General features: G+C 63.2%; 8 protein-coding genes. 4 read left to right on the top strand and 4 right to left on the bottom strand.

Annotated elements, in window-relative coordinates; genetic code table 11:
* Positions 1 to 214: 214 nt before the first annotated feature.
* The 4 genes from E3T35_RS19085 to E3T35_RS19070 are packed head-to-tail and all read right to left on the bottom strand — an operon-like array spanning position 215 to position 4,018.
* On the bottom strand, positions 215 to 1,240 hold the full coding sequence (locus E3T35_RS19085) for a glycine betaine ABC transporter substrate-binding protein (protein WP_134344799.1): 1,026 nt from the start codon (positions 1,238 to 1,240) through the stop codon (positions 215 to 217).
* The gene (locus tag E3T35_RS19080) at positions 1,241 to 2,077 is read right to left on the bottom strand and encodes an ABC transporter permease (RefSeq protein WP_134380728.1); all 837 of its coding nucleotides are present in this window, start codon (positions 2,075 to 2,077) and stop codon (positions 1,241 to 1,243) included.
* Positions 2,074 to 3,384 carry an ATP-binding cassette domain-containing protein gene (locus E3T35_RS19075; protein ID WP_134344801.1) on the bottom strand — a complete coding sequence of 437 codons (1,311 nt, stop codon included), beginning with the start codon at positions 3,382 to 3,384 and terminating at the stop codon, positions 2,074 to 2,076. Before E3T35_RS19075 ends, E3T35_RS19080 begins: the two co-directional genes overlap by 4 nt.
* A complete protein-coding gene (locus E3T35_RS19070; RefSeq protein ID WP_134344802.1) occupies positions 3,377 to 4,018 on the bottom strand; it encodes an ABC transporter permease in 642 nt (213 codons plus the stop codon). Before E3T35_RS19070 ends, E3T35_RS19075 begins: the two co-directional genes overlap by 8 nt.
* Positions 4,019 to 4,295: 277 nt before the next feature.
* Here E3T35_RS19070 and E3T35_RS20350 point away from each other — a divergent pair, with 277 nt between their 5' ends.
* The 4 genes from E3T35_RS20350 (at position 4,296) to E3T35_RS19050 (ending at position 8,068) form a co-directional block, all read left to right on the top strand.
* Entirely contained in the window at positions 4,296 to 4,583 is a 288-nt protein-coding gene (locus E3T35_RS20350) for a GMC oxidoreductase (RefSeq protein WP_134345004.1), read from the top strand.
* An 813-nt stretch (positions 4,584 to 5,396) separates the two neighbouring features.
* Positions 5,397 to 5,783 carry a hypothetical protein gene (locus E3T35_RS19060; protein WP_134344803.1) on the top strand — a complete coding sequence of 129 codons (387 nt, stop codon included), beginning with the start codon at positions 5,397 to 5,399 and terminating at the stop codon, positions 5,781 to 5,783.
* Positions 5,737 to 6,048, top strand: coding sequence for a hypothetical protein (locus E3T35_RS19055; protein WP_134344804.1), 312 nt, complete (start codon positions 5,737 to 5,739; stop codon positions 6,046 to 6,048). Before E3T35_RS19060 ends, E3T35_RS19055 begins: the two co-directional genes overlap by 47 nt.
* Positions 6,049 to 6,838: 790 nt before the next feature.
* Entirely contained in the window at positions 6,839 to 8,068 is a 1,230-nt protein-coding gene (locus E3T35_RS19050) for an MFS transporter (protein ID WP_198417725.1), read from the top strand.
* Positions 8,069 to 8,163: the final 95 nt, after the last annotated feature.

Here is an 8,163-nt window from a genome sequence, read left to right as displayed (position 1 = left end):
CGCCGGCACTCCTCGATCGGAGATGTCAGCCCCGTCGCCTTCGAACTGCAATACTCATCACAGACCGCGGAAGTTCAACTCGCCGCTTAACCCGTGTCCACTAACCGGGGGCAAGGCCAATGAGGAGCTGTTCGAGCACCTGCACGCCTGGCCTGCCTCTGCGATGCTGGCCCGGACGATCGTGCTGTTCGCGGCATCCGTCGCCCGTGTCTGGTTAGCTGGCTGGGTCGGTGATGAAACCCTCCTCGATCATCCACTCATAGGCCACATCGGCGGGTTCGGCACCGTCGACGTCAACTTGACGGTTCATGCCGCGCAGAACCTCGTCGGTGAGTTTCGGTGATATCTCGGCGAAGATCTTTTCCAGGCCGGGGTGGGCCTTGATTGTGTCGGTGAAGAAGATCGGTGCCACGTTGTATGCCGGGAAAAATGCGAGGTCATCGGTCAGGACTGTGAGGTCGAGCGCGTCGAGGCGACCGTCAGTTGTGAAGACTTCGCCAAAGTTGCAGGCGCCGTTGTCGGTTGCGCTGTAGATGGCACCGGTGTCGTAGATGCCGATGTTGCTGTCGGGCACGCCGTTGGCGGTGCCACGTTCCAGTCCGTAGTGGGCGAGCATGGGGTTTAACCCGTCTGGCCGGGAGTTGAATTCGGACTCGACGCAGAAGGTGCGATCCTCGACCGGCAACGCGGCAAGTTCGGACATGGCCGTGATGCCGCCGAGGTCGGCGACTGCCTCACTGCGCACAGCGAGGGCGTAGGTGTTGTTCATCGGTGCCGGCGCGCCCCAGGTGACACCGTTGGTGAGGTCGAGGTCGTACACGGCCTGCCACATTTCGTTCTGGTCAGTGATTGCCTCGGCCTGACCGAGGTAGGTCAACCATGCGGTTCCGGTGTAATCCCAGAGCACGTCGGCCTGGCCAGAGAGAAGCAGCTCGCGGGCCGGCTGGCTGCCGGGCACGTTACTGAGGTCAGTGACGTCGAATCCAGCGGCGGTCCCGGCGAGCACCGCGATCTTGCCGAGCAGTAGCTGCTCAGTGAAGTTCTTGGACGTGACGGTGAGGTTGACGCCGTCGGCACCGTCGAGCGGGGTGATCGACCCGGGTCCAACCGCGGGTACATATGAGGTCGCCGGTTGCAGTCCGCAGCCGGTCAGGGCGACAGCGGACAGAGCGAGGACGCTCGTTGCTTGAGCCCAGTGGCCGACGTGTCCGCGGCGGGTGTGAAAAGAGGGGCGGTGCATCTAGAGTCCCTTCGGGCGGGCGACGTGTTCTGCTACGCGGCCGATCCAGTCGATGAGGAGGGCCAGCAGAGCCACCAATAGGGCTCCAGTGACGAGCACGGGGGTGAGACTGAGATTGACGCCGGTGGTGATGAGGATGCCGAGTCCGCCGCCGTTGACGAACGTGGCCAGGGCGGCGGTGCCGACCAGCAGAACGAGGGCGGTACGCACACCCGACAGCATCACCGGCACGGCAAGAGGGAGCTCCACGCGAAAGAGCACGGCCGTGGAGCTCATGCCCATGCCACGTCCGGCTTCGATGAGGCGGGCGTCGACCTGCTGCAGGCCAACCATGGTGTTGCGCAGCACCGGGAGCATCGCGTAAAGCACGAGGCTCAGCGTCGCCGCCCAGAAGCCGAAACCAACCCAGAACGCGAGGAGCACGACGACGCCGATCGCAGGGGCGGCTTGCCCAACATTGGCGATCGCCAGCACCGGAGCGGTCAGAAACCGCAGGGGCCGCCGGGTCAGGGCGATTCCCAAGGGAATCGCGATGACCAACACGACCACCGCGGCGAGGAGGGTGAGCTGGATATGCTGCACGGTGTAAACCCAGAGCGCGTCCGGGGCGAGTGTGGTCAGTTCGATCGGCGACAGGTTGGCCGTCAGTAGCCAGATGACGAGCGCGAGGAACGCGAGCAGAATACCGGCCAGCTGGTAGACCAGTCCCCGCCACGACTGCCATACCGCGCGGGCACGACTGACCGGTACTGCCGGCGCGGCCGGGTCGCCGGGTGTTTCGACGGCGGAGTCGCCGCCGGAAATGCCGGCTTCTGTAGTTCGGCGGCGGGTGCTCATTGACCGGCCCGCGCGTCGGCGCCGTTGCTATCGGTCTCGTTCAGGTCGGCGTCGGTGGCAGGCGCCTGCGCTTGGAACACGCCGGTGTTTAGTCCGACGGGCGCTTGGTCCGACTCGAGCACGGCAGCGGTCTGTGACCGGGTAATGGCGTCCATGACGGTCTGCACGTCGATGACGCCCTTGAACATGTCGCGGCGGCCGGTGACGAGCGCGGCTCCGGCGCTGGAGACGAGCATTGTGTCGAGTGCGTCATTGAGCGTGGCACGGTAGCCGACGACCGGAAGTTTCGGATCGGGAACGTTGCTAATGAGCTCGAGGCGGCCGAGCTTGCGGCGGGAGAGCCACTGGATGGGACGGTGACGCTCATCGACGATGACCGCGTGGCCGTGGCCGGCGTCGATGAGGCGGGCTAGGACATCCGCTGCCCGTTCGCCGGGGCTTCCCACGACGGCCTCGCCGAACCCGACCTCTGCCACCCGGGTGAGGGTGAGCTGTTTGAGGCCGGCGCCTGACCCGATAAAGTTTTCGACGAATTCGTTGGCCGGGTCGCCGAGGATGCGTTCCGGGGTGTCGTACTGTTCGAGCTGGGCGCCCTCGTTGAAGATGGCGATCCAGTCGCCGAGCTTGACGGCTTCGTCGAAGTCGTGGGTGACGCAGACGATGGTCTTCTGCAGTTCTTCCTGGATGTTGAGCAGTTCGTCCTGCAGGCGCAGGCGGGTGATCGGGTCGACGGCGCCGAAAGGCTCGTCCATGAGTAGCACGGGCGGGTCGGCCGCGAGGGCGCGCGCCACGCCGACGCGTTGCTGCTGGCCGCCGGAGAGTTCCTTGGGGTACCGGTTTCGGTAGAGCACCGGGTCGAGGGAGACGAGCTCGAGGAGTTCGTCGACCCGCGCCGCGATGCGGGCCTTGTCCCAGCCGAGCATTTTCGGCACCAGGCCGATGTTGGTGGCCACCGTCATATGGGGAAAGAGCCCCCCGGCCTGAATGACATAGCCGATGCCTCGGCGCAGGGTATCGCCGTTCATGTTGGTGACGTCGTCACCGTCGACGACGATGCGGCCCTCGGTCGGTTCGATGAGTCGGTTGATCATTTTCAGGGTGGTGGTCTTGCCGCAGCCCGAGGGGCCGACGAGCATGACGATCTTGCCGGCCGGGATCTCCATGGTCAGACCATCGACCGCGGGGCGCGCCTGGCCGGGGAAACGCTTAGTGACGTGGTCCAGCAGGATGTTCGCACCGGTGATGCCTGTCGGGGAATCTTCGGTGCTGGTGGATTCTGCGCTGTTGGATGCAATGAGTTCAGACACGGATACCTCGGGGTGTGGTCAGGCGGCCGAGGCCGACGAGAAGGAGGTCAAGAATAAGGGCGAGCACGACAACGCCGATGACGCCCGTCATCACCGACTCGAGGGAGTTGGCGCCGCCGAGGCGAGACAGGCCGGAGAAGATGAATCCGCCCAGGCCTGGGCCGAGGGAATATGCGGCGATCGCGGCGATTCCCATGACCATTTGAGCGGATACCCGAATGCCTGTGAGGATGATTGGCCACGCCATGGGCAGTTCTACCTGCAGGAGCGTGCGGAACCGGCTCATGCCAATGCCGCGGGCGGATTCCACGATCGACGGTGCGATACCCGATAGGCCCACGACCGCGTTGCGCAGAATGGGGAGGGTAGCGAAGAACGCTACGACGATGACGGCAGGAACGACGCCGAAGCCGAGTGGCGCGATGAGCAGCCCGATGAGCGCGAACGATGGGATGGTCAGGCCTATGGCCGACACGGAGTTGGCGATCCCGGTGAGCGCGGAACTGCGGTAGACGACGGCGGCCAGCACGACGGCGATGACAGTCGCCAGGATCAGGCATTGCACGACGAGGCTAAAGTGCTGCCAACTGCTGAACAGGATCTGCTCATACTGATTCCTTACAAAATCCCACACATCAAAACCCCTTCGCTTCGATCACACATGGATTCACCGCCACCGGCACGGGGGCAACTGGAGGCGCCGATGCGGAGCTGGATGGGGACGCAGGCTGAAAGCCGTAGGCAGAGATGATTCTCCAGTCTTGCACGGCTACTGCCTTGTGGACGCAGCGAGACGCTACGGTCTAATCACGTGCGCCTGCGCCCCCGCGAATGAGGACGAGGACACTTGCATGACGCTGATCAGCACCGGGCTGCGCGTCTCCGAAGCCACGGCCTTGACCTGAGCCGACCTGCAGCTGTCCCGGCCAGCCCGCGCGGTCTGCCACGGAAAAGGACACGCAGGCTCTATCACCCCGCTAATCCCGATACCTGCTCGGACAGGCTGGCCTGGCAGAAAGAAAACCGCACTCCTGAACTCCCGCAGCACCGCGATTCATCTGTGCGACAACGCGCGGTTCGGGCCGGCGGACGGTCCGGGCGCCGTCATCAACCAATACGGGCACGTGCACGGTATCGATGGGTTGCGCGTCCCCGACACCTCGAACTGCCAACCACGCTCGTGCGCGGACCGATCGTGACCGCCGTTCTCACCGAGGAAATCGTCGCCGACTTCATCCATCGTGGGTTCGGGGGCGTGTCTCCTACTGCCTTTACCCAAATGATTATCGCTCGGAAAACGACTCCGCCACGGTAGAACGGTGGACCCGTCACGTGCCCTGCTCAGGACCGCGCCCACAATCAACGCTCCTGGTCGTCCTCTTTTCCGGCCGGGAGCGTTTCTGCATCCCGATATCATTTTCCGTTCACGTTTGCACAGCGACCCGCGTGTTTTCGGGGTTGTGCAGGCGAATGTTGAGCACTGGTTTTTCCGTACTCCCCTGCACTAAAAGACTTTTTGCTCACTACTCCTCTGCACAATAAAAAGGGGGGCGGAGTGGACGCGAAATCGATACGTTTTTCTGAGCCCGGCACGTTGACGATGCCGGAGGCTCTGTGCGATCGCGCGAAGAGGGTGTCGGCGGTTATTGCGCCGTTGTCGGCACGAGTGGTCGTCGGCAGGGCTGCCGTCGATGCAGCGTGCTGTGGTCGCGCGGTCCGGTCAAGTTGAATGCCATGGCCGCTCCAGAGGACAACTGAGCAGAAAAGACCTCGTCAATCGGTCTCCGAACCAATTGTGCAGGCGTGAACGGACATCCGTGCAATCGTGAACGGAAAATGACAGCACCGGTCGGCCGCCCGAGTACTGCGACGATGAGGGGCACAATCGCGCGGCTGCCTGGCGCGCGCGGCGCCGACTCACCGCTGAGCCCACCCGGAGCGTCCCGGACGAGACGCGTCCCGTTGACGCCGCGCGTCAGCGTGTGGGGGAACTCCACGGGCAGGTCGCCGGCATGGTTGAGCACCTCGGCCAGCAGTTGACCGCGCTCGTCGAGGAGTTGCGCACTGTCGCTGGCCCGGATGCTGCCGAGGCCCAGATCGAATCCGTCACGACGGAGGCCGCTGAACGCGTCGCCGCCGCCTCGGCGCGAGCGAGCCGCGCCGGGGAAGCTCAACGCCAGGCCGAGGCCGAGCGGGGGGAGCGGGAGCAGGCTCTCGACCGGGCGATGGCCGAGCTGACCGCTGCCTGCTCCGCAGCCGAGGTCCAAAGTACACAGGTGCAGGCGGAGCTGTCCCAGTTGCGCGAGCAGCTTGTGGTCCTACACACGCGAGTGGGGGAGGCCGAGCACGAGCGTGACGACGCCACCGCGCGCCGAGACTGCCTCTGCCGCCCGAGCTGAAGCTGAGGAACGTGCTCGAGGCGCGGTCGCCCGCGGCGACGACGAAGCAGCTCGAGCGCAGCGTGCCGGGGCCGACCTCGCCAAAATTCGGGACCAGCTCGACCAATCCCGCACCGCCCACGACACCATCCGGCAGGAGGCCAGTACGCTGCGCGAGCACCTGGCCACCGCAGCCGTCGAACGCGACGCCGCCCGGACGGATGCTGAACGGGAGCGAACCCGCGGCGAACAACGACTGAGCGACCTCCGTACCACGCACGAGTAACAACTCACCCCGCTCCGAGACGAGCTTGCCGAGCTGCGCCAGGAAACGCGCGAACAGCGCAGCCGCGCCGACCGGGCGGAAGCACGCCCCGCCCCGCAAACGGACTCCGTCGCCGCAAAGCCGGCCAAGTAGGCGGCGGGCCGTACCCGGTCCTGGCGCTTCCTGGTGCGCTCCGGTCTTCAGGCGTGGCCGCGCCGTGTGGAAGATCCTGGGAGCGAAGGTGGCCGCCCTACCGATGTTCTCGAATCTATGTTCTAATGTATGTATGGGCACAACCAGTCAAGGTCCTGGCCTCCCGCAGCAGTTCGACCAGATTTCTGCAGACAAATATCAGCCCGTCGAGTCTGCGTACCTCGATACGGATTCACCAGCGCCGATCGGCCTGACGTGGGAAGAGCGCGGCGGCGCTGGGAACCCATCACGGTGGCTACCGAGCCAATTTCTGTGCTTGCCTGGGGGCGATACCCGAAGATCAGCACGCACGTCGACGGCCACGCTCTTGCATGGACTCGCCGTGCTGTCTACATTGAATGGCAGAGCCGGGGAGTGCATCGCACTTGGGTATGGGCATCTGCGGTCGACCGGCTGTAACGCCAGATCAGGTGCCGCAGATTGGTCCCAGCTCTTGCACTTTCACGACCGAACCGGGCTAGACCTCATCATGCCGACGATGGCGGCCCGCTTGGCTAGGCACAGCTGGAAACGGAATTTGCGAACAGACGTCTTGTCGCGGTTATCCCGAATTCGGGATAAAAAGACACGTCTCCCGCCGAATGAGTAAAGGATTCGAATGGCACTCAAACAAGGAACACTGCCGGATATGCGAGAGCGGACCATGTCAATTCGCCTGATTCTGCTTTGTCAGGTCCTGACCTTGTCCGTCTGGTTCGCCTCGACTGCGGCGTTGCCGAGCATTGCGATCCTCGAACCCATTTCTAGTGCTCGAATGGCTGCGATGACCAGTGTGCTACAAGTTGGTTTCGTTATTGGCACTCTGTTCAGTGCTTTTCTGAATTTGGCAGACAGATTTGACCCCAAGAATTTCTTTGCAGCGTCGGCGGTGGCGGCGGCGGCCACAACGGCAGCCCTGCTTGTGGTGTCTCCAGCAGGAAACGAAGCGCTGGTTCTCAGGTTCGTTACTGGAATATCTTTGGCAGGAATTTACCCCGTGGGTATGCGTATGGTGGCCAGTCGGGCTACCAATGACTTGGGGAAACTTGTCGGCTTACTAGTTGGAGCATTGACAATTGGATCTGCTCTGCCCCATCTCTTCACCATAGGTGAAACTTGGGACTGGAAACTTGTTTATGCAGTCGCATCGATTGCTGCTCTGGCGGCAGCGTGCTTGGTCAGATTTGTGAAGTTGGGTCCTGCGTTTACGCGGGCCCAACGGTTCGACCCCCACGTTGCGAAAGCTGCCTGGCTCAAACGGCCAGTTCGCTTGGCAAATCTAGGATATCTGGGCCATATGTGGGAGTTATATGCAATGTGGGCATGGATCGGGATGTTCTTTCGGGCGTCCTTGGACGCGCGGGGAGTTGATCAACCGGGGCTTGCACCCGCAGCCACCTTCCTTGTCATTGCCGCGGGCGCCCTGGGGGCACTGGTCGGTGGGCGTTTAGCTGACCGATATGGTCGCACGGCTGTCACGATTTGTTCAATGGCGATCAGTGGTTCATGCGCGCTTTCGGTTGGATGGCTCTTCGGGGGGCCACCTTTGCTCATACTCGTCGTGGCCGTGGTTTGGGGCATATCGATCATTGCGGATTCTGCTCAGTTCTCAGCATGCGGCGTAGAACTGTCACCCGCAGAGTCAGTGGGCACAATGCTAACCATCCAAATCAGTATGGGCTTCGCAGTAACCCTTGTCACGATCCAATCCATGGGCTTTGTGGTCAGTCATTTGGGTTGGGGGATCGGATTCTCTATGCTCGCCGTGGGTCCACTATTTGGGTGCCTTGCCATGTGGTTACTGAGACGCGACCCAGCGTCGCATCTGCTGGCGAATGGGCGCAAATGATGCGGAGGGCAGCAGCTCTGCTCTGCGAGCGAGTTATTCAAGCAGCAGTGCGAGGCGGTCGGTATAGGCAGGATCGGGGTCAAAAAGGACCACGG

It is taken from the genome of Cryobacterium sp. TMT1-2-2 (assembly GCF_004403505.1).
Taxonomy (GTDB): domain Bacteria; phylum Actinomycetota; class Actinomycetes; order Actinomycetales; family Microbacteriaceae; genus Cryobacterium; species Cryobacterium flavum.
The sequence above is the reverse complement of the archived record's forward strand: the minus strand, read 5'-3'. Positions and strand labels throughout refer to the sequence as shown.

Bases quoted from the DNA above. Each gene is read 5' to 3' on its own strand.
- E3T35_RS19050 (WP_198417725.1), top strand. From the start codon at position 6,839: ATGGCACTCAAACAAGGAACACTGCCGGATATGCGAGAGCGGACCATG.
- E3T35_RS19080 (WP_134380728.1), bottom strand. From the start codon at position 2,077: ATGAGCACCCGCCGCCGAACTACAGAAGCCGGCATTTCCGGCGGCGAC.
- E3T35_RS19085 (WP_134344799.1), bottom strand. From the start codon at position 1,240: ATGCACCGCCCCTCTTTTCACACCCGCCGCGGACACGTCGGCCACTGG.
- E3T35_RS19060 (WP_134344803.1), top strand. From the start codon at position 5,397: ATGGTTGAGCACCTCGGCCAGCAGTTGACCGCGCTCGTCGAGGAGTTG.